15 protein-coding genes and 1 pseudogene are annotated in these 21,215 nt (G+C 40.4%); 12 read left to right on the top strand and 4 right to left on the bottom strand.

All coding sequences use genetic code 11. The features are described from left to right. The first annotated feature begins 53 nt into the window (after nt 1-53). The 5 genes and pseudogenes from secA to groL all read left to right on the top strand — a co-directional run bounded on the left by secA (nt 54) and on the right by groL (nt 6,690). Complete coding sequence (gene secA, locus NYR63_RS05345) at nt 54-2,771, top strand: preprotein translocase subunit SecA (protein WP_279456581.1); 2,718 nt, start codon at nt 54-56, stop codon at nt 2,769-2,771. Between the two features lie 153 nt (nt 2,772-2,924). Then, nucleotides 2,925-4,111, top strand: a pseudogene (locus NYR63_RS11295) (glycosyltransferase family 9 protein). After that, nucleotides 4,108-4,506 (top strand): 8-oxo-dGTP diphosphatase MutT, encoded by a 399-nt coding sequence (gene mutT, locus NYR63_RS05330; RefSeq protein ID WP_279456578.1) that lies wholly within the window; start codon nt 4,108-4,110, stop codon nt 4,504-4,506. Before NYR63_RS11295 ends, mutT begins: the two are co-directional and overlap by 4 nt. A 186-nt stretch (nt 4,507-4,692) precedes the next feature. Continuing rightward, nucleotides 4,693-4,983 carry a co-chaperone GroES gene (locus tag NYR63_RS05325; RefSeq protein WP_005597793.1) on the top strand — a complete coding sequence of 97 codons (291 nt, stop codon included), beginning with the start codon at nt 4,693-4,695 and terminating at the stop codon, nt 4,981-4,983. A 63-nt stretch (nt 4,984-5,046) separates the two neighbouring features. Then, nucleotides 5,047-6,690 (top strand): chaperonin GroEL, encoded by a 1,644-nt coding sequence (groL, locus tag NYR63_RS05320; RefSeq protein ID WP_279456577.1) that lies wholly within the window; start codon nt 5,047-5,049, stop codon nt 6,688-6,690. Nucleotides 6,691-6,861: 171 nt separating this feature from the next. Here the strand turns inward: groL and adhE are convergent, their stop codons facing one another. Continuing rightward, a complete protein-coding gene (gene adhE, locus NYR63_RS05315) occupies nt 6,862-9,477 on the bottom strand; it encodes a bifunctional acetaldehyde-CoA/alcohol dehydrogenase (RefSeq protein WP_279458516.1) in 2,616 nt (871 codons plus the stop codon). Nucleotides 9,478-9,747: 270 nt separating this feature from the next. Here adhE and hemC point away from each other — a divergent pair, with 270 nt between their 5' ends. The 4 genes from hemC to NYR63_RS05295 are packed head-to-tail and all read left to right on the top strand — an operon-like array spanning nt 9,748 to nt 14,052. After that, a complete protein-coding gene (gene hemC, locus NYR63_RS05310) occupies nt 9,748-10,677 on the top strand; it encodes a hydroxymethylbilane synthase (RefSeq protein WP_279458515.1) in 930 nt (309 codons plus the stop codon). Nucleotide 10,678: 1 nt separating this feature from the next. Beyond that, nucleotides 10,679-11,443 carry a uroporphyrinogen-III synthase gene (locus NYR63_RS05305; RefSeq protein ID WP_279458514.1) on the top strand — a complete coding sequence of 255 codons (765 nt, stop codon included), beginning with the start codon at nt 10,679-10,681 and terminating at the stop codon, nt 11,441-11,443. Between the two features lie 9 nt (nt 11,444-11,452). Further along, nucleotides 11,453-12,793 (top strand): uroporphyrinogen-III C-methyltransferase, encoded by a 1,341-nt coding sequence (locus NYR63_RS05300; RefSeq protein WP_279458513.1) that lies wholly within the window; start codon nt 11,453-11,455, stop codon nt 12,791-12,793. An 11-nt stretch (nt 12,794-12,804) separates the two neighbouring features. Then, nucleotides 12,805-14,052, top strand: a complete 1,248-nt coding sequence (locus NYR63_RS05295) for a heme biosynthesis protein HemY (protein WP_279458512.1) — start codon at nt 12,805-12,807, stop codon at nt 14,050-14,052. Between the two features lie 61 nt (nt 14,053-14,113). On the opposite strand, the gene NYR63_RS05290 is transcribed toward NYR63_RS05295, so the two are convergent. The 3 genes from NYR63_RS05290 to NYR63_RS05280 all read right to left on the bottom strand — a co-directional run bounded on the left by NYR63_RS05290 (nt 14,114) and on the right by NYR63_RS05280 (nt 16,764). After that, nucleotides 14,114-14,983, bottom strand: a complete 870-nt coding sequence (locus NYR63_RS05290) for a DUF808 domain-containing protein (RefSeq protein ID WP_279458511.1) — start codon at nt 14,981-14,983, stop codon at nt 14,114-14,116. A 77-nt stretch (nt 14,984-15,060) separates the two neighbouring features. Continuing rightward, nucleotides 15,061-15,330, bottom strand: a complete 270-nt coding sequence (rpsO, locus tag NYR63_RS05285) for a 30S ribosomal protein S15 (protein ID WP_005597777.1) — start codon at nt 15,328-15,330, stop codon at nt 15,061-15,063. Between the two features lie 120 nt (nt 15,331-15,450). After that, on the bottom strand, nt 15,451-16,764 hold the full coding sequence (locus NYR63_RS05280; RefSeq protein WP_279458510.1) for a cation:proton antiporter: 1,314 nt from the start codon (nt 16,762-16,764) through the stop codon (nt 15,451-15,453). A gap of 230 nt (nt 16,765-16,994) precedes the next feature. Between NYR63_RS05280 and NYR63_RS05275 the strand changes: the two genes are divergently transcribed. The 3 genes from NYR63_RS05275 (at nt 16,995) to NYR63_RS05265 (ending at nt 21,213) form a co-directional block, all read left to right on the top strand. Next, entirely contained in the window at nt 16,995-18,872 is a 1,878-nt protein-coding gene (locus NYR63_RS05275; protein WP_279458509.1) for a SurA N-terminal domain-containing protein, read from the top strand. A 122-nt stretch (nt 18,873-18,994) separates the two neighbouring features. Continuing rightward, nucleotides 18,995-19,648, top strand: a complete 654-nt coding sequence (locus NYR63_RS05270; protein WP_279458508.1) for a YchE family NAAT transporter — start codon at nt 18,995-18,997, stop codon at nt 19,646-19,648. Between the two features lie 14 nt (nt 19,649-19,662). Further along, complete coding sequence (locus NYR63_RS05265; protein WP_279458507.1) at nt 19,663-21,213, top strand: peptide ABC transporter substrate-binding protein; 1,551 nt, start codon at nt 19,663-19,665, stop codon at nt 21,211-21,213. The last annotated feature ends 2 nt before the right edge of the window (nt 21,214-21,215 follow it).

Genomic DNA, 21,215 nt, shown 5'->3' with positions numbered 1-21,215 from the left:
CATAGTTTTTATTTCCCATAATATAATAAATAGAATTAGATTAGGACAAACCAATGATTTCAAAAATTATCACTTCAATTTTCGGTTCAAGCAATGATCGTACATTAAAACGTTTAAGAAAACGTGTTGCGCAAATTAATAAACTTGAGCCGGCATTTGAAAAATTAACCGATGAAGAATTACAAGCGAAAACCGCAGAATTTAAGCAGCGTTTAGCTGACGGCGCAAGCCTTGATAGCTTATTGAACGAAGCGTTCGCCACCGTACGTGAGGCAAGCCGCCGTGTAATGGGAATGCGCCATTTTGACGTGCAATTAATCGGCGGTATGGTATTAACTAACCGTAATATCGCAGAGATGCGTACCGGTGAAGGTAAAACTTTAACCGCAACTTTGCCTTGCTATTTAAATGCGCTGACCGGTAAAGGCGTACACGTTGTAACCGTGAACGATTATCTTGCACGCCGTGATGCGGAAACAAACCGACCGTTATTTGAGTTTTTAGGTTTAACTGTGGCGGTTAATGTTCCGGGGCTCCCGAACGAAGTCAAACGCGAAGCGTATAAAGCGGATATTACCTACTCAACTAACAGCGAATTAGGCTTTGACTATTTACGTGATAACCTTGCGCACGCAAAAGAAGATCGTTTCCAACGCGAATTACACTATGCGTTAGTGGATGAGGTGGATTCGATCTTAATTGATGAAGCACGTACGCCGTTAATTATTTCAGGTCCGGCGGAAGATGCGACTCAAATCTATCAAGCGATTGATACGATTATTCCGCATTTGATTCAGCAAGATAAAGAAGACACCGAAGAATATACCGGTGAAGGCGATTTCACCTTAGATCTGAAAAATAAACAGGCGCATTTAACTGAGCGTGGTATGGTGAAAGTAGAAGGCATTTTGACTGAAATGGGCTTAATGCAAGAGGGCGAAACACTTTATCATCCGGCTCGTATCGCTTTATTACATCATGTTTATGCAGCGTTACGTGCGCATAAATTATTTGAATTAGATGTAGATTACATCGTAAAAGACGGTGAAGTAGTGATTATTGATGAACACACCGGTCGTACAATGGCGGGTCGTCGTTGGTCTGACGGTTTACACCAAGCGATTGAAGCGAAAGAAAAAGTTAATATTCAAGGTGAGAACCAAACCGTTGCGTCTATCACATATCAGAACTATTTCCGTTTATATGAAAAATTAGCCGGAATGACCGGTACGGCGGATACGGAAGCCTTTGAATTCCAACAAATTTACGGTTTGGATACGATTGTGATTCCAACCAATAAACCGGTTATTCGTGATGACCGTACCGACTTAATGTTTAAAAGCGAGCCGGAAAAATTTGCCGCAATTATCAAAGATATTCAAGAGTGTATAGCGCGCCAACAACCGGTATTAGTGGGGACGGCATCGGTTGAAAAATCGGAGCTTTTATCGGCGGAATTAACTAAAGCCGGTATCGCTCATAATGTTCTAAATGCGAAATTCCACGCCCAAGAAGCGGAAATCGTAGCGGAAGCTGGGGCGCCGGGAGCGGTAACCATTGCAACCAATATGGCGGGGCGTGGTACGGATATCGTATTAGGCGGTAATTGGAAAGCGGAAATTGCGAAGTTGGAAAATCCGACCGAAGAGCAAATCGAAGCGATCAAAGCGGCTTGGAAAGAGCGTTATGACATCGTAATGAAAGCGGGCGGTTTACATATTATCGGTACCGAGCGTCACGAGTCTCGCCGTATCGACAACCAATTACGCGGCCGTTCCGGTCGTCAAGGTGATCCGGGTTCGTCTCGTTTCTATTTATCTTTAGACGATGCGTTAATGCGTATTTACCTGAATGAAGGTAAATTAAATATGATGCGTAAAGCTTTCACCGAAGAAGGGGAAGCGATGGAATCGAAATTACTGACTAAAGTGATCGCATCGGCACAAGCGAAAGTGGAAGCGCATAACTTCGACGGGCGTAAGAACTTATTACAATACGATGATGTTGCGAATGAACAACGTAAAGCGATTTACGAACAACGTAACTATTTGCTTGAAACCGATGATATTTCCGCAATGATTGAAACCATTCGTAGCGATGTATTCAATCGTGTGATTGATCAGTTCATTCCGCCGCAATCCATTGAAGATATGTGGGATGTTGCCGGCTTAGAAGAAGCGTTAAAACGTCAATTCGGTATGGAATTACCTGTTCAACATTGGTTAGAGCAAGAGAATGACTTACACGAAGAAACTTTACGTGAGCGTATTATTGATATTGCGAAACAAGAATATCAAGCGAAAGAAGAGAAAGTCGGTGCGGAAGTGATGCGTAACTTCGAAAAAGGCGTGATGTTACAGAACTTAGATGAACTTTGGAAAGAGCATCTTTCGGCAATGGATTACTTACGTAAAGGTATTCACTTACGAGGCTATGCACAAAAAGATCCGAAACAAGAATATAAGAAAGAATCATTCGAAATGTTTACCAATATGCTCGATTTGTTGAAATCTAATGTGATTAGCGTGTTAAGCCGTATTCAAGTGCGTAGCCAAGAAGAAATTGAAGAAGCGCAACGTCAGCAAGAAGCGATGGCGCAAGCGGAATCGGAAGGTTATCGTACTGAAAATAATCAGGCGGAAGATCAACAAACGGCAGAATTAACGGAAGAACAGTTAGCGAATTTGGATATCGGTCGGAATGATCCTTGTCCTTGCGGTTCCGGCAAAAAATACAAACATTGCCACGGCAGTAAAGCCAGATATGCATAATTAATATAAGCGGTCGTTTTTTCTAAATTTTTGCAAAATTTTCAGAAAAAAAGACCGCTTTTTCTTTGCCTATCAAGACATAAACTCAAAGCGACTTTTTGAGATTGAAGATGTATCTACTAGTTATGAATTCCGATGTAATTGGAAAAGACTATGGCTGAAATGACGTTTGAACAATATCTCGCTTTATTGGTAGAAGAGCAGGACAGGGCTTCGATGCCATTCGAATGGCTGACGATTTTAAGAAAATATGATGAAATTATCCGCTTATTGCCGGACGAAGCTGTGCTATATCATAATCGTTGTACGGTATTGCAAAATTTGGGGCTTTACCAATTAGCGTTAAAAGATGCGAATAAAGCAGTCGAACTTGCGCCAAATTATGCCATTGCTTGGTGTAATAAAGCGATGTTACATAACTTGTTAGGTGATTACCCGCAAGGCTGGCAAGCGTACGAATGGCGTTGGCAAACCGGTTTGCCAGCTTTTGAACCGCTGGAAATTAATATTCCTCAATGGCGAGGAGAAAATATTGGTGATGCTAAAATTTTGTTTCACGTAGAACAAGGATTTGGCGATAACATTCAGTTTGTGCGTTATGCCTTGGAAATGAAACGTCAAGGCTTAAATGTGGTGGTGCTTAATCATAGCGGCATTGAAAATTTACTCAATTATAATTTAGCGCAATACGGCATTGAGACAATGCAAAACGGTGGACGAATTTCAGGGCTGGCATACCATTTGCCGATGTTAAGTGCGCCTTTAGTATTTGGCAGTACACTTGAAAATATTCCTTATTCAAGCGGTTATTTACAAGCACAACCGGAGTTTTTTGCAAAATGGTACAAAAAATAACCCCTTGTAGTACGCTAAAACGCTTGAAAATCGGTGTGGTTTGGGCTGGCTCGGCAAAACATAATCGTAACGCTTCCCGCAGTTTGCCCTTTGAGCTGTTTTCACAGTTATTTACGTTAGATGCTGATTTCCATTGTTTGCAAAAAGAGCTAAACGAAGCGGATTACAAGCGGTCTGATTTATTCGAAAATTTGCATATTTGGCGGCAAGATATTGGCGATTTTTCAGATACCGCCGCATTAATTGCCCAAATGGATCTTGTGATCAGCGTTGATACGTCTGTTGTCCATTTGGCTGCCACAATGGGCAAACAGACTTGGATTATGCTAAGTTATCATCCGGATTTTCGTTGGTTGTTAGCACGACAAGATAGCCCGTGGTATGACAGTGTGAAACTTTTTCGCCAAGAGGCTAGTCTTAATTGGCAATCTGTGATAAAAAATATTCAACAAAAATTACAACAAATTCTCAAGGAAAATACATGAATAAGCCCACAATCCAAGTTGCAGCCGGCATTATCCGCAATGAATTTGGACAGATTTATTTAACTCAAAGGCTCGAAGGGCAAGATTTTGCACAAGCATTGGAATTTCCCGGTGGGAAAGTCGATACGGGAGAAACACCGGAAGAGGCATTAAAACGTGAGTTGGAAGAAGAAATCGGGATTCACGTGTTAAGTGCTTTCCCTTATGAGTCGTTCCGTTTTGATTATCCGACCAAAGTGATTGAGTTTTTCTTCTATTTAGTGGAAGAATGGGTTGGTGAACCGTTTGGACGTGAAGGCCAAGAAGGCTTTTGGGTTGCTCAAGCGGATTTAGATGAGAGCGAATTTCCGCCGGCAAATAGCCGTTTAATCCAACGCTTAAAATCCGAAACTTAATAATATAGAGCATTTCATTCGAGATGCTCTTTTTTATTGTCTAAAAATCAGCCGAAAGCGGTTGCTTTTACATAAAATTTTGCAAAAGTAACTTGAAAGCGAAGAATTCGCCCCAATGTTGGTTATCGTTGCACGCAATTCTGCGTGCGAAATTTTTTGCAGATAGATAATAGAAGGAAACAGACAATGACTCTTCGTCCATTACACGATAAAGTGATTTTAAAACGTGAAGAAGTAGAAACACGTTCGGCAGGTGGTATCGTTTTAACCGGCTCAGCGGCAACAAAATCTACTCGCGGTAAAGTAATTGCAGTAGGTACAGGCCGTTTATTAGAAAATGGTTCAGTACAAGCGTTAGCGGTGAAGGTTGGCGATGTCGTTATTTTTAACGAAGGTTACGGGGTAAAATCAGAAAAAATTGACGGTGAAGAAGTGTTAATTCTTTCTGAAAACGATATTTTAGCAATCGTAGAGTAGTGATTAGCGGTCAGTTTTCACTGATTTTTTGCAAATTGAATAAATAATTTATAGGAAGAAAAAATGGCAGCAAAAGACGTTAAATTCGGTAATGACGCACGTGTAAAAATGCTTAAAGGCGTGAATGTATTAGCCGATGCGGTAAAAGTAACTTTAGGTCCTAAAGGTCGTAACGTAGTATTAGATAAAGCCTACGGTGCGCCGACGATTACTAAAGACGGTGTGTCGGTCGCACGTGAGATCGAATTAGAAGATAAATTCGAAAATATGGGCGCACAGATGGTAAAAGAAGTGGCGTCAAAAGCAAACGATGCGGCCGGTGACGGTACGACAACCGCGACTGTTCTTGCGCAAGCAATCGTAAATGAAGGCTTAAAAGCAGTAGCGGCAGGTATGAATCCGATGGATTTAAAACGTGGTATCGATAAAGCGGTTGTTGCTGTAGTGGAAGAACTAAAAGCGATTTCTAAACCGTGCGAAACTTCAAAAGAGATTGAGCAAGTAGGTACTATTTCGGCCAACTCTGATGAAACCGTGGGTAAATTAATTGCGCAAGCAATGGAAAAAGTGGGTAAAGAAGGCGTTATCACCGTTGAAGACGGTACAGGTTTAGATGATGCGTTAGATGTGGTAGAGGGTATGCAATTTGACCGTGGTTACCTTTCTCCATACTTCATCAACAAACCGGAAGCAGGTACGGTTGAGTTAGAGAACCCATATATTATTTTAGTTGATAAAAAAATCAGTAACATTCGTGAAATCTTACCGGTATTAGAAGCGGTAGCAAAAGCAGGTAAACCGTTATTAATCGTAGCGGAAGATATCGAAGGCGAAGCGTTAGCAACATTAGTTGTGAATACAATGCGTGGTATCGTGAAAGTGGCTGCAGTAAAAGCACCGGGCTTTGGCGATCGTCGTAAAGCAATGTTACAAGATATTGCAATCTTAACCGCAGGTACCGTGATTTCTGAAGAAATCGGTATGGAGCTTGAGAAAGCGACACTTGAAGAATTAGGTCAAGCAAAACGTGTTGTGATTACTAAAGACAATACAACCATTATTGACGGTATCGGAGATGAATCACAAATCAAAGCACGTGTAGCACAAATTCGCCAACAAATTGAAGATTCAACATCAGATTACGATAAAGAGAAACTTCAAGAACGTGTTGCAAAATTAGCCGGTGGTGTTGCGGTAATTAAAGTTGGTGCGGCAACAGAAGTGGCGATGAAAGAGAAAAAAGATCGTGTTGATGACGCATTACACGCAACTCGTGCGGCAGTTGAAGAAGGTATCGTACCGGGAGGCGGTGTTGCATTAGTGCGTGCTGCTTCTAAAGTAGCTGAAACTTTAAAAGGCGAAAATGAAGAGCAAAATGTCGGTATCAAACTTGCACTTCGTGCGATGGAAGCACCGCTTCGCCAAATCGTGACTAACGCAGGTGAAGAAGCATCAGTTGTGGCTCGCAATGTGAAAGACGGTAACGGTAACTACGGTTATAATGCCGGTACGGAACAGTACGGCGATATGCTTGAAATGGGTATCTTAGATCCGACTAAAGTAACTCGTTCTGCATTACAATTTGCGGCATCAATCGCAGGTTTAATGATTACTACAGAATGTATGATCACAGATTTACCGAAAGATGAAAAATTAGATCCTGCAGCTGCAATGGGCGGCATGGGTGGTATGGGCGGAATGATGTAATTCATCCTCCATTAGGTTGTTAATAAGACCTCCGAGCAATTTCTCGGAGGTTTTTTTATATTACAATCTGCGTCACATATTAAGCAAAATATGAACCAAGGGCTAACTTTCGTTAGCCCTTGGTTCATTTCATCAATCAATCATATTAAGGGGAAAAGGATTATTTGCTAATTATTTACCATAGTAAGCTTTTGTCATTAACTCTTCCATATCTTCGACCATAGCAAGACGAGGATTCGCCGGCGTACATTGGTCTTCGAAGGCATTTAATGCAAGCTCACGACGTGCCGCTAAGAACTCTTGTTCGTCAATACCTTGCTCACGTAACGACATTTTCACGCCACAACGTACTGCTAAATCATGTACCGCTTTAGCGTAAGATTCCACCGCTTCTTCCGGCGTTGCCGCCGGTAACCCTAAGATACGTGCGATATCTTGGAAACGTTTATCCGCAACATAGTTAGTATATTTCGGCCAAGTTGCCACTTTAGTCGGGCGAGTACCGTTATAACGAATTACGTGCGGTAATAAAATCGCATTGGTACGACCGTGAATCGTGTGGAATTTACCGCCGATTTTATGCGCCATTGAGTGACAAATACCTAAGAATGCGTTTGCAAACGCCATACCTGCCATAGTTGAAGCATTGTGCATTTTCTCGCGAGCGACTTCATCAAATTCTTTCACGGATTTTTCTAAATTTTCGAATACCAGTTTAATTGCCTGTAACGCTAAACCGTCGGTGTAGTCGTTGGCAAGAATTGAAGTGTAAGCCTCTGTTGCGTGAGTTAATACGTCTAAACCGGTATCCGCTGCAACATGAGCCGGCACTGACATCACTAATGCAGGATCTACAATCGCAATTGTCGGCGTGAGAGAGTAGTCGGCCAACGGATATTTAATATCACCGTCAGTAATCACGGCAAACGGCGTGACTTCGGAACCGGTACCGGATGTGGTCGGGATACCGACAAATTTCGCTTTACGACCTAATTGCGGGAATTTGAACGCACGTTTACGAATATCCATAAATTTCTGAACTAAATCACGGAAATCCACTTCCGGTTGTTCATAGAATAACCACATTACTTTTGCCGCATCCATCGGCGAGCCGCCGCCTAAGGCAATAATGGTATCCGGTTGGAAGCTACGCATAAGTTCCGTCCCGCGTTGTACGGTTTGTAAACTTGGATTCGGTTCAACATCGGTAAATAACTGAATCATCACTTTATTACGACGTTGGCGTAATTGGTCGGTAATTCTATCAACAAAACCGAGATCTACCATTGAGCGGTCGGTCACGATCATCACTTTTTCCGCATCTTTCATTGATTTGAGATATTGAATTGAATCACGCTCAAAGTAGATTTTTGATGGAACTTTAAACCATTGCATATTGTTTCTCCGTCTGCCCACACGTTTAATATTAATTAAGTTCACCGCACTTACGTTGTTACTTACGGAGTTTTTACCGTAAGAACCACAACCTAATGTGAGGGACGGAAGGAATGAGTTATACACGTCACCGATACCGCCGAATGTTGAAGGTGAGTTCCAAATCACACGAATCGCTTTAACACGTTCACCAAATGTTTTGGCTAATTCGGTATTTTGAGTATGAATCGCCGCTGAGTGACCTAAACCGTGGAAGTTCACCATCGCTTCGGAAAGTTCTAAACCGTGTTCGGTTGAGTTTGATTTTAACAATGCAAGTACCGGTGATAATTTCTCACGGGTAAGCGGTTCACCTTCACCGACAAATGCACATTCTGCAAGTAAGATATTCGTTTTTGGCGGCACGTTGAAACCTGCTTGTTCGGCAATCCACGCAGCCGGTTTACCTACGACCGCCGCATTTAATTTTGCACCAGCACAGTTTTCGTCTTTCGCTTTATCCACGCCGAAAATGAATTTTTCTAAGAGAGCTTTTTCTTTTTTATTTACCAGATATACGCCGTAAGATTGCATTTCTTTAACGAAATCCGCGTAAATTTCTTTATCGACAATTGCCGCTTGTTCAGACGCACAAATCATACCGTTGTCAAAAGATTTTGACATCACGATGTCGTAAACTGCTTGCTCTAATTTTGCGGTTTTTTCAACATAAGCCGGTACGTTACCCGCCCCTACGCCTAATGCCGGTTTACCGCACGAATATGCAGCTTCAACCATAGCGTTACCACCTGTTGCAAGAATGGTTGCAATACCCGGATGTTTCATTAATGCTGAAGTACCTTCCATTGATGGAGTTTTAATCCATTGAACACAATTTTTTGGTGCGCCGGCGGCAATTGCGGCATCATAAACAACTTGAGCGGCATGAGCGGATGATTGTTGTGCGGAAGGATGGAAGGCAAAAACGATTGGGTTACGAGTTTTGAGGGCGATTAACGCTTTGAAGATAGTGGTGGAGGTCGGGTTTGTTGTCGGTGTTATACCGCATACTACCCCAACCGGGTCGGCAATTTCGGTAATGCCGGTTACATCATCTTCACTAATTACACCTGCGGTCTTTAAATGGCGCATATTATTGACGACATATTCACAAGCAAACAGGTTTTTAGTCGCTTTGTCTTCAAATACACCTCGACCGGTTTCTTCATAAGCGTGCATTGCGAGTACGCCATGTTTATCCAGTGCCGCCACAGAGGCTTTTGCGACAATGTAATCCACTTGTTCTTGGTTAAGCTGACGAAATTCGTCTAACGCTTTTAAACCGTTTTCAACAAGCTCGTTTACTTCTGCTTGAGCATCATATGGTTGTGCATTTTTTGCATTGTTAGCCATAGTTTGGTTCCTCTAAAGTTTAAAATTTCAAATTTTTTTAACTGGTAAAATTATTACTCAAATATAGGTGGATTGCATTTAAATTCATAACTCTTTAGAGGTGTTCTTGATTTATATCAAATTTAATTTGGTGTAATAATTATCAAAAAAAGTTAGCTGCACAGCTAATGAATAATGTATTAACTTTACACAGAAATTTTGGCAGTTATAGGCAATTAATGATAGGATAAGAATATTTATATAAGTACAACAAAATTGATGAAATTACCCATGAAAGACACCTTACGTATTGCAACTCGTCAAAGTCCTTTGGCATTATGGCAAGCAAATTTTGTGAAAGATGAATTAGAAAAACGTTTTCCGGATCTCTCTGTCGAATTAGTCACTATGGTGACTAAAGGTGATGTGATTTTAGATACTCCGTTAGCTAAAATCGGTGGAAAAGGTTTATTTGTAAAAGAATTGGAATTAGCGCTGTTAGAAAATCGAGCGGATATTGCGGTACATTCGATGAAAGATGTGCCGATGACTTTCCCGGAAGGTTTAGGATTAGCGGTGATCTGCGAGCGAGAAGATCCGCGTGATGCCTTTGTTTCAAATCAATATCAGAATTTAGATGAATTGCCGGCGGGAGCCGTTGTGGGGACATCCAGCTTACGCCGTCAGTGCCAATTAATGGCAAAATATCCGCATTTAGAAGTAAAATCTTTACGTGGTAATGTGGGGACTCGATTATCTAAGTTAGATCATGGAGAATACGATGCGATTATTTTGGCATCTGCAGGTTTGATTCGTTTAGGAATGGCTGAACGTATTCGTAGTTTTATTTCCATTGATCAGTCTTTACCGGCTGCAGGGCAGGGGGCTGTAGGAATTGAAACTCGAGTTAATGACGAACGTGTTTTAAATTATCTTGCAACATTAAACCATAATCCGACCGCTTGTTGCGTTATCGCAGAACGTGCAATGAATACTCGTTTACAAGGCGGATGCCAGGTTCCGATTGGTGGTTTTGCAACATTAAACGGCAATGAAATTACCTTAAATGCTTTAGTCGGCGCACTGGACGGTTCAAGTATCATTCGTGCATCCGGTGTTGCAGCAATAGAGCAAGCGGAACAGCTTGGAATATCTGTTGCCGAACAACTTTTGGCGCAAGGTGCGGATAAGATTCTCGAAGAAGTATATAAAGACGCATAAAATGAATGTGTTAATTACTCGCCCGGATCATCGAGGGCAGGAATTAGTGGAACTGTTGAATCAGCATCAAATTTTTGCGATTCATCAGCCGTTATTTACGATTGAGGCTGGGGCGGAACTTCCTCAGCTCCCGTCGGTAATGTCTCGTTTGAATACCGGTGATTATGTATTTGCCGTGTCTAAGCATGCGATTGATTTTGCCTCGGAAACATTAATACAGACAGGGTTTCATTATCGTACGGATTTGAAATATTTTGCGGTAGGTCGGCATTCGGCCGCTTATTTTTCAGCAAAAACAGAGAATCCGACTTACTATCCGATCTCTTCCGAAAATAGTGAGGGGTTACTTGAATTGCCTGAAATGCAAATATTAGATGGAAAAAATATTTTAATATTGCGGGCGGAAAAAGGGCGAGATTTTTTTGCGGAACAAGCAAGCTTACGAGGAGCAAATATTCAATATTTAGAATGTTATCGCCGTCAATATTTAGCAGATAGCATTACGGAAAAAATGAGTTTGTGTAAACGCGCCGGCATTGATAGTATTATTGTAACCAGTACGGATATCTTAAGCACTTTATATGAACAAACGGCGGAAGACGATCGTCAGTGGTTGATTGAATGTCGTTTAATCGTCGTCAGCACTCGTATTGCTCAACTGGCGTATAAATTAGGTTGGAGTAGAAATAAGGTTCTACTTTCAGAAAAAGCAGACAATAATAGTCTGTTAGAGAGCGTATTGAAATTTATCGACAAATCTAACTAAGGTGGACATATGTCAAAAGATAAGCAGATCATTGAACAAGCAGAAGATGTTGTTGAAACAGTGACAGCCGTTGAGCAAGAAGCTAATTCATCAAAAGAAGAATTTGTAGAAAATTCAGAAAAAGAGACCGCTTCTCAAATAGATAAAGAGGGTGTTAAAGTGGAACAAAAGATTGAAGAAAAAGTAGTTGTTCAAAAATCCGGAGGCAAAGGCATTGCACTATTGGCATTATTGGTTGCAATGGCCGTAGGGGGCGCTGGTCACTATATGGCAAATAAGAAATTTGCTGAAGTTGAACAAGAAATTGCCAAACTTGCAGGACAACAACCGGTTTCTTCTCCTCAAATCGAAATGCCGAATTTTGATGCGGAAAAAGCGCAAATCGCAGAATTGGGATCTTCATATCAGAAAGCGTTAGATCGCATCAGTCAATTGGAACAAGAACAATCAAATTATATGAACCAAATTAACGGATTGAAAACGCAATTACAAAAAGTAACTGGTGCGCCTCAGTCCGAATCGGTTGTTTGGAAATTATCGGATGCGGATTTCTTATTAAATAACGCATTACGTAAATTGGTACTGGATAATGATATTGATACGGCTAAAAGTTTATTATCGGAAGCGGACACCGTATTATCACAAGTGGCGAATACGGACGTAGCAAACGTACGTAGCGCGATAAAAAGTGATTTGAGTCAATTAGCGAATGTGAACCATGTCGATCAGAATAATTTAATGCAGCGTTTAACCACACTAGCGAATCGTTTGGACGATTTGCCGATGATCGCTAATGAAGCGGTTGAAGAAACGGTAATGGTAAGCGGGGAAGTGAGTGATTCGATCGAAGACTGGCAAAAAAATATTGAGAAAAGCGCAAGTTCTTTCTTAGATCACTTTATTCGTGTAAGTGATCGTAATAAGGCGGACGAAAAAGCCTTTGTTGCGCCGAATCAAGAAGTTTATCTGCGAGAAAATATACGTTTACGTTTACAAATTGCAATTCTTGCTATTCCGCGTCAGCAAAACGAATTATATAAACAATCATTGGATGCGGTCAGTACTTGGATTAGAAGCTATTTCGAAACACAAAACGAAAGCGTAAAAAGTTTCTTAAAAGAATTGGACGATTTGAGCGAACAATCCGTTTATATTGATGCGCCTGAGCGTCTTAAAAGTATTGAGTTATTGGAACATCTTTTAAATAAAGCACCGCAAACGGTCGAAAAAATTGAAATTAAAGCGGAAAAAGAATTGGCTCAACCGGCTGTGAGTGAAATTAAAACGGAATCGGCTCCGCAGCAACCCATCCAGTCGCAATCCGAACAACCGTCTAATGTTGCACAGTAAGGAGAATCACTATGTTTAGAGTTCTTTTTTTAATGCTGTTATTACTGGCAAGTTTAATTATCGGTCCTTATCTTTCCGGTAATCAGGGTTACGTACGTATCGAAACCGATACGAAAGTAATCGAAATGAGTCTGGTAATGTTAGTGGTTTTCTTCGTCATCGCTATGTCGGTAGTTTATGCGATTGAAGTGATTATTAGTCGTTTCTGCCGTTTGAGTAAAGGTTCATATAACTGGTTCTTTAATCGTAAACATAAAAAAGCTCAGCAAGAAACTCTAGAAGGGCTAATGAGAATGAGTGAGGGCGATTATTCCAAAGCGGAAAAACTGTTTAGTAAGAATGCAAAACACGCGGACGAGCCCGTTTTAAATCTGATTAAAGCGGCCGAAGCGGCACAACAAGGCGGTGATGAATTCAATGCGAATAAATATTTAATTGAAGCGGCGGAATTAGCCGGACCGAATAATGTTGCGGTGGAATTAGCCCGAACCCGTATTTTAGTTCAACAAAATAAACTGCCGGCGGCTCGTAGTGCGATTGACAGTTTAATTGAATTAGCTCCTCGTAATACGGAAGTACTGCGCTTAGCGATTAACATTTATAAAGACTCGAAAGCATATAACGCTTTAGACGGTATTTTAGAAGATATTGGACAACGTAGTTTCCTTTCTGCAGAAGAGTACGATGCATTAACGCACTTTGTTGATGACGGTTTACTTGATGAAAAAATGAATGAGGAAGGACAAGACGGTTTATTGGCATGGTGGGAAAATCAACCGAGCCGTCGCCGTAAATCCATTTATGTTCGTACCGGTTTAGTCAAACGCTTAATTGATACCGATGATCATGAGTCCGCTCAAGAGATTGCACTGGAAACCGTGAAAAAATATGAAGACGATCAATTAGTACCGTTACTTGAACAACTTACGCGTTTACAAGTGGCGGAAGAAAGTAAATTGGTAAAATTGCTTGTGAAGAGGGCGGATAAAGCGGATGTTCAATATACCGATGATTATGCAAGGGCATTAGGTTATATCTATACGCGAGAAGGATTGTTTGAGAAGGCTAAAAATTATTTCGCTCAGTTGATTGAACATCGTGAATGTGTTGCAAACGACCGAATTATGGCACTTCACGTAGCGGAACAGACTAATGATACTGAACTGGCGAATAAAATTCGCGAGCTTAATTTAAAGCAAGTGAGTATGGATAAGAAAAGTGAGCCTGAGCCTGTTGCTCTAATTGAAAAATCCGCATAATTTAATTTAGATGATATAGAAGCCGTTTATATGTTAATAAACGGCTTTTTTTCGGTACAAATTAGTGTTTTTTACTAAATACTTTCATTAACGGTAAAATAATGAGACAGCAAATTGAACCGATAATAATACCTACCACGAAATCAACGAGGCTTGAGAATTGTGCAGGGATCCCCAAATGTTCGACGAAATGATGAATTTCGGCAATGTTGTGAGAGAAAATGCCGCCACCGACTAAGAACATCGCAATTGTACCGATAATCGAAAGTGATTTCATAAACCACGGCATAATTACAAGTAATGTTTTGCCGATAGATTGGGATAGACCGCTTTTCTTTTGCATTAGCCATAAGCCGATGTCGTCCAGTTTGACAATTAACCCGACCAAACCGTAAACAAAAACGGTAATCCCGATTCCGATACTCGAAAGAGAGAGAATCTTAATCATCGTTGAAGATTCTTGTAACACGCCTAAAGCGATAATAATGATTTCTGCCGATAAAATAAAATCGGTACGTACCGCACCTTTAATTTTATCTTTTTCTGAGATCGGTTCTTCTTCGGAAACTGCATTATGCTCGTCTTTTTTATGCAAGAATTTATGTAGTAGTTTTTCTACACCTTCAAAACACAAATAAGCACCGCCAATCATTAATAACGGAAGAATTGCTTGGGGCAGATAAATTGAAAGCAATAATGCAAGCGGAATTAAAATGACTTTATTGATTAGTGAACCTTTAGCCACACTCCAAACAATCGGTAATTCTCGATCCGGTGAGATGTGTTTACCGCTTACTTGATTTGCATTTAATGCTAAGTCATCACCGATTACACCGGCGGTTTTCTTTGCCGCTACTTTTGTCATGACCGAAACGTCATCAAGTACGGAGGCAATATCATCTAATAATGTAAATAATGAGCTGAATGCCATTGAGATACTTTCCTTAAAAATAAATGTATATAAAAAAACCGAGCTAAATAGCTCGGCTCTTCTGTTGCAATTCGAAATTAGCGACGTAAACCTAAACGTGCGATAGTTTCTGAATATTTAGCAAGATCAGTACGTTTTAAGTAGTCTAATAATTTACGACGACGTGAAACCATACGTAATAAACCGCGGCGACCGTGGTGATCTTTTTTGTGCTCAGCAAAGTGTGCTTGTAAGTGGTTGATTTGAGCTGTTAATAATGCGATTTGAACTTCTGATGAACCAGTGTCTTTTGCATCACGACCAAATTCAGCAACGATTTTTGCTTTTGCTTCTACGCTTAGAGACATTTTAATATCCTTTTTTGTTAAGGGTTGATAATACATCCGTAGCCGATCTCTAACTCAGCTAGGACAGGAATTACGGATTCTAAAGATAAAGCGGCTAAATTTCAACTAAAATTTGCAAAATTAATGGGAAGAATGACCGCTTGGTTTTAAATATTCCTCTCGATTAGGATCGACGGTTTTAGCTTTGCGAATCATCGGTTCAATTGTTGAACCTTGTACTAAAATTGAAAACATTACCACCGCATAGGTCATCACCAAAATAAGATCTTTAATATCAATATTTTCAACGAATGCGACTTTACTCGGAATGGATAAAGCCATTGCTAAAGCCAATCCGCCGCGTAATCCGCCCCAGCTCATAATTTTCAGCGTATAAGGATTATAAGTACGGAATTGTTGCATCAATTTGAACGGAATCCACAAACTGAAATAACGAGCGGCTAAACAAACCGGAATTGCCGCAATCATTAAAATCACGCCGTAAATATTGAAATCGACCAATAATAAAGCAAATCCGATCAGGAAAAATAACAAAGAATTTAAGAAATGATCAATCATTTCCCAGAAATGGTCGAGATAGCGTTGGCTTTGTTCGGAGAAACCGGAGTGACGAGTCCAGTTACCGATCATGATACCTGCAACGACCATGGCTAGCGCACCTGATACATGTAAAATATTACTTGCGAACATAAAGCCGGCAGTCGGGATGGTAAGCGTAATCAAAATTTCCATCGAACCGTCATCAGTGGATGAAATTAAAATATGCGCGATAAAACCTAACACGAAACCGAATAGGATACCGCCGATTGCTTCATGTATAAAAAGCCCCATAATACCGGAGAAATTCGTTTCCTGTCCGCCGAATGCGACGGCAAATACCGTGATAAAGATAACCAAACCGACACCATCATTAAATAATGATTCGCCTTCCACTTGCATGGATAAACGTTTCGGTGCCCGTAAGTTTTTGATAATCGCCAAGACGGCAATAGGGTCGGTAGGAGAAATCAGTGCGCCAAATACGACACAGTAAATAAAATCAATCGGTAAACCGATAAACTGGCTGACGGCATAAATTAAACCGGCGATAAAGAAAGTGGAAGCAAGCGTTGAGAATAAAGCAAAGACGGTAATTTCCCATTTCTGATCTTTTAGAATCGGTAGTTTTACACCTAAGGAACCGGCAAATAATAGGAAACCTAGAATCCCGTTAAGAAGAAAACTTTTGAAATCGATTTGTTCCATCACTTCTTTAGCAATGGTGTCAATATGAAATAATCCTAAAGAACCAAAAATCCAAACCAGTAGTGAACAAACCATTGCTACTGCACTAATTGCAATAGTTGATTGTACTTTGGCACTAATTTTACTTGTAATGAAGCCGAGTAAAATAGACAGAGCCGAGAGGAAACAAAGATATGCGTAAATTCCCATGGGTAATCCTGTCGAAACGAATAATAAAGTGAAAAGAGACCGCTTGAATACAAGTCTAAAGCACAAATTAAAACAAGTTTCCCTATTAATGTAAAGCAAAGTCTCTTAATTTCGTTAAACCGAATAAGGCATATCGGAGGAATGTTTCATGCAAATTACACATTTGAGAATTACTTCGTTTACAGTATAATCATCAAAATTTTTTGTAATAAACTTCTAGGAATTTATCCATGATTGAAAATATGCATGAGAGGGCAAACGGTCCCGTTTTTAAAATTATTTTTGCACTGGTATCTTTGTCTTTCGTTATTACCGGTATCGGCGCCGGTTTAGTAGCCGGAGATACGGCGGCGGTTAAAGTAAATGGCACGGAAATTACTCAGCAAGCGTTTAATGCGGCTAAAAACCGTCAGCAAAGTGTGTTAAATGCGCAAATGGGAGAAAGTTTTTGGGATCTGCTTGATACGCCGGAATACGCAAAACAGTTTAATCAATCGGTATTAAACGGCTTAGTAGATGAAGAGTTATTACGCCAATATGCGAAAGAGCTGAAATTAGGAATTAGTGCCGAGCAAATTAAAGCGGAAATCGTAAATAGTCCGGTATTCCAGCAAGATGGCAAATTTAGCAATGATTTGTATCAACAAACTTTAAGAAGTAACGGCTTAAGTGCGGACGGCTATGCGGCGATTGTGAATGAAGGTATGCTTTTCTCTCAGATACAGGAAGGGATTATCGGAAGTAGTTTTAACGTACCGGAACAAGAAGCGCTTTTAGCAAAACTCTTACTGCAAAAACGTCAAATTCGTTTAGCAAATTATTCGATTGCAGCAGAAGCGGCGAATCAAACAGCTTCAGCGGAAGAATTACAAAAATATTACGACGCACATAAATCCGAATTAATCGAGCCGGAGAAATTAACGGTCGAATACGTAACATTAACACCGTCCGACGTGGCTAAAAACGTGCAGGTTAATGATGAACAAGTTAAAACGTATTACGAAAAAAATAAAGCGGATTATGCGACTAAAGGTGAAGTTCATTTCGCACATATTCAATTAGCGAATGAAGCGGATGCCAAAGGTGTAGCGCAAGAGCTACAAGCGGGAGCGGATTTCGCTACGCTTGCTAAAGCTAAATCAACCGATAAATTGTCTGCGGCACAAGGCGGTGATTTAGGTTGGGCAAAAGCGGGTACTTTCCCTAAAGCGTTTGAAGAGGCAGCTGCAATGCTACAAGACGGTCAAGTTAGTTCGGTCGTTAATGTAGACGGTGCATACCACCTTATTAAAGTTTTAGAACGTAAAGGTGAAAAAGTTATTCCGCTTGAGCAAGTAAAAGAGCAAATTACGAAAACTATTCGTCAAGAATTACTCTTAACCGAATATTCTAATATTGCGCGTGAAATGGCGAATAAAGCATTTGAAAATAACGGTAGTTTAGAAACCGTCGCACAAGCCGGTGGAGTAAAAGTACAGAAATCCGTACAATTTACACACCAAAACGTACCGGTAGAGCTTAATAATGAAAAAGTTGTAAAAGCATTATTTAGCGGTGAGTTGCGTCAAAGTGGGCAAAATTCCGATGCACTCGATATCGGTGATGAGCATAACCCGAAAACAATGTTTGTACGTGTAAGTGATTATCAAACTGAACGCGTTAAAACTTTAGAAGAAGCGAAAGCTGAAATTGAAGATGCGATAAAACAACAAAAGGCGGAACAAATTCTGTTAGCGAAAGCGGAAGAACAAGTTAAAGCACTTAATGAAGGAAAAATAGCGAATGTTTCTTTCGGTAAGTCACAAACGTTAGTTTTTGCACAAGCGGAAAGTGAAAATCCTCTTTTAGCTCAAACGGTTTTTGCGATGGCTAAGCCTGCGGATAAATCCGTTTATCAAGTTGCGCGTAATCAACAAGGTGATGTGATCGTTGTTGCTTTAGATAAAGTTATCGACGGTAATCCGGATGAATTCAAACCGCTTTCGGTACAATTTACTCAAGCAGAACAAACGTTATTACGTGATGATTTACTCAAAGACTTACGTGCTAGAGCTTCGATTGAAGTGAATCAAGACTTTATGGGGCAAATAGACTCTCCGGCTCATTAATCGGTTCGAAGAGAAATGTATAAAAACGCCTAAAACGATTATGTTCTAGGCGTTTTTATTTTATCTTATTCGGCTTACTCTATATAATAACTCGTAATTCCTTATTTGAAGGCTGGTGGGCTGTGGAAATAGATATTAATCTTGCTATTTATCTTCAATTTTTTATTGGATTATTCGCTATTGTGAATCCGTTCGGTTCACTTCCTATTTTTTTCAGTATGACGGCGCATCAATATGAGTCGGAAAGAAATCATACGAGCCTAGTTACTTCGGTATCTATCGGTGTGATTCTATTGGTTAGTTTATTTTTCGGTAAGTTTATCTTAGATGCTTTTAGTATTTCGCTGGATTCTTTCCGAGTTGCCGGCGGTTTTCTGATTGTCAGTATCGCAATGACGATGATTAGCGGTAAACTTGGTGAGCATAAGCAAAATAAAGAAGAAAAAAATGCGGATGTCAGCGAATACGAAAATATCGGCGTTGTGCCGTTGGCTATGCCGATTATGGCGGGACCGGGCGCAATCGGTTCGACTATCGTTTGGGGCACTCGTTATCATCAAGTCACGGATTATATCGGCTTTAGTGTTTCGATTATATTATTCTCAGTCGTGTGTTATATCTTGTTTCGTTTTTCCGCACCGTTAGTTAAAAAATTAGGTAAAACGGGGTCAAACGTCGTCACACGTATTATGGGGTTAATTCTTATGGCTTTAGGGATAGAAATTACGGTTGCCGGACTCAGTAATTTATTTCCGGGATTAACTTCGATTCATTAGAAGGGTAGAATGAAATGCAGTCTGCTAAACAAGCGGTTAAATTTTTCCAAAATCTTGTCAGTTTGTTCGCTTGCTTGATTGTATTGTCCGCTTGTGATCAAGATTTACCCGTCACGCAAGTTGAATCGGCTAAACCGGAAATCTTACCGACAATCGATCATTCGGTTTTAAAGCGTGCGATTTATACCAACAAATTCCAGCTAGATCCGCATTTTGTGGATTCATCGGCGGATGCCGCTCCGTTACGAGATTTGTTTGTCGGCTTATTAGCTTATAATGAGAAAGGTATCGTTCAACCGGCATTAGCGAAAACATGGTTTACCGAAAATAATAAAGACTGGCTGTTTATTTTAGATGAAAACGCAAAATGGTCTAACGGTGAACCAGTTACCGCAGAAGATATAGTGCTGAGCTGGCAACGTTTAGCAAATCCTAAGAATGCTTCACCGTTAGCCGCTTATTTAGCTTATATGCATTTACATCAAGCAAGAGATATACTTGCCGGGGAGAAGGCGGTTAGTGAATTGGGTGTTAAAGCGCTGAATGCGACTACATTACAAATTCGGCTGGAAAAGCCGAATTTGGTTTTCCCCAAAATGTTGGCACACGTTGCCTTACTGCCGAGTTATCGGGGTGAAATACCGAATCCGAATATGCTGATTAGCAACGGAGACTATACGCTAGCGGCCAAAACGGAAAAAAATTTATTACTGAAAGCGGTTAAAAACACTCCGAATTTTACTAAGGTGGAATATCATCGTATTTCCGTTTTACAATCGATTAAACCGTTTGATGTAGTGGAAAATCCGTTAGAGGGGCAACAGCATAATATTTGGGAATTTCCCCGTTTATGCAATTACTATTATGAGTTTAATTTTGCCGATCCTCAGTTGAAACATAAAGAAATCAGACAAGCAATAAAAGCAATGATTTTATCCGCCCGTATTCCGCATCAATATGGAATTGCGAATTTTTCGGTGTTGCCGAAAAGTATGTTAAATACGGAGAAGCATCAATGGAATCCGGTCATTATCGAAACCCTATTGACACAAGCGGGAATCAGTTCGAATAATCCGTTGCAGCTTTCTTTAAGTTATGACGAGCAAGGGAAACATATTGAAATTGCCCAGCAAATGATTAGAACGTTAGGGCAATCGGACTTAATTAAAGTTACTCCTCAAGCACTCGGTTGGACACAACTTTTAGCCGTAAGAGAACAAAAAAATTATCAGTTAAGCAGAGCGGGTTGGTGTGCGGAGTATGCAGATCCGTTACCGTTTTTATTACATTTTCATTCTAAAAGCGCCGATAACAAAAGTAATTATCATAATCCGCAAGTAGATGAAAAACTGGAAAAGTTACAAGAGCAAAACTTAACGGAAGAAGTAAGAGAACAGCTTATTCAAAGTGTCGTAAAGCACCTTGACGATGATGTTGCCGTACTTCCGATGTTTCAATACTATCGCCGTGTTGCATTAGATCCAACCATTTTGGGTATTGATTTAAATAACGATAGTGAAGTAATTTATAGTAAACACTTATATCGACTGAAACCTAAGGATTAATC

It is taken from the genome of Actinobacillus genomosp. 1 (genome assembly GCF_029774175.1).
Classification (GTDB): Bacteria; Pseudomonadota; Gammaproteobacteria; order Enterobacterales; family Pasteurellaceae; genus Actinobacillus.
This window is presented reverse-complemented; position numbering and strand designations above follow the sequence as displayed.

What these genes read in the sequence shown, in the direction of transcription:
- secA (WP_279456581.1), top strand. Translation starts at nt 54, where the DNA reads ATGATTTCAAAAATTATCACTTCAATTTTCGGTTCAAGCAATGATCGT.
- mutT (WP_279456578.1), top strand. Translation starts at nt 4,108, where the DNA reads ATGAATAAGCCCACAATCCAAGTTGCAGCCGGCATTATCCGCAATGAA.
- NYR63_RS05325 (WP_005597793.1), top strand. Translation starts at nt 4,693, where the DNA reads ATGACTCTTCGTCCATTACACGATAAAGTGATTTTAAAACGTGAAGAA.
- groL (WP_279456577.1), top strand. Translation starts at nt 5,047, where the DNA reads ATGGCAGCAAAAGACGTTAAATTCGGTAATGACGCACGTGTAAAAATG.
- adhE (WP_279458516.1), bottom strand. Translation starts at nt 9,477, where the DNA reads ATGGCTAACAATGCAAAAAATGCACAACCATATGATGCTCAAGCAGAA.
- hemC (WP_279458515.1), top strand. Translation starts at nt 9,748, where the DNA reads ATGAAAGACACCTTACGTATTGCAACTCGTCAAAGTCCTTTGGCATTA.
- NYR63_RS05305 (WP_279458514.1), top strand. Translation starts at nt 10,679, where the DNA reads ATGAATGTGTTAATTACTCGCCCGGATCATCGAGGGCAGGAATTAGTG.
- NYR63_RS05300 (WP_279458513.1), top strand. Translation starts at nt 11,453, where the DNA reads ATGTCAAAAGATAAGCAGATCATTGAACAAGCAGAAGATGTTGTTGAA.
- NYR63_RS05295 (WP_279458512.1), top strand. Translation starts at nt 12,805, where the DNA reads ATGTTTAGAGTTCTTTTTTTAATGCTGTTATTACTGGCAAGTTTAATT.
- NYR63_RS05290 (WP_279458511.1), bottom strand. Translation starts at nt 14,983, where the DNA reads ATGGCATTCAGCTCATTATTTACATTATTAGATGATATTGCCTCCGTA.
- rpsO (WP_005597777.1), bottom strand. Translation starts at nt 15,330, where the DNA reads ATGTCTCTAAGCGTAGAAGCAAAAGCAAAAATCGTTGCTGAATTTGGT.
- NYR63_RS05280 (WP_279458510.1), bottom strand. Translation starts at nt 16,764, where the DNA reads ATGGGAATTTACGCATATCTTTGTTTCCTCTCGGCTCTGTCTATTTTA.
- NYR63_RS05275 (WP_279458509.1), top strand. Translation starts at nt 16,995, where the DNA reads ATGATTGAAAATATGCATGAGAGGGCAAACGGTCCCGTTTTTAAAATT.
- NYR63_RS05265 (WP_279458507.1), top strand. Translation starts at nt 19,663, where the DNA reads ATGCAGTCTGCTAAACAAGCGGTTAAATTTTTCCAAAATCTTGTCAGT.